Source organism: Microbacterium karelineae (genome assembly GCF_009745985.1).
GTDB classification, from domain to species: domain Bacteria; phylum Actinomycetota; class Actinomycetes; order Actinomycetales; family Microbacteriaceae; genus Microbacterium; species Microbacterium karelineae.
The window spans coordinates 1-202 of record NZ_WFIX01000123.1 but is presented as its reverse complement, the minus strand read 5'-3'; the positions used below and the strand labels follow the sequence as shown (position 1 = coordinate 202).

Here is a 202-nt window from a genome sequence, read left to right as displayed (position 1 = left end):
CGTCAGCTGGAGCGTGACGTCCGACTCCGGCAGCCAGCCACCCGACGTCACCGTCGTGTCGCCTCCCGCGAGAACCGGGCTCGTCGCCTCGATCATCGGCGTGTAGACGTTCGTCGCGTCCTCACCGGTGTTCCCGTCCTCGTCCTCGCCGATGACCGTGTGGTCGCCCGGCTCGGTGCCTTCGGGGATCTCGATGCAGACC

The 202-nt window shown here is 68.8% G+C and carries 1 protein-coding gene; it reads right to left on the bottom strand.

The features are described from left to right. Positions 1-202: hypothetical protein (locus GB932_RS19070; RefSeq protein ID WP_197517218.1), on the bottom strand; the 202-nt coding region annotated here is incomplete at both ends.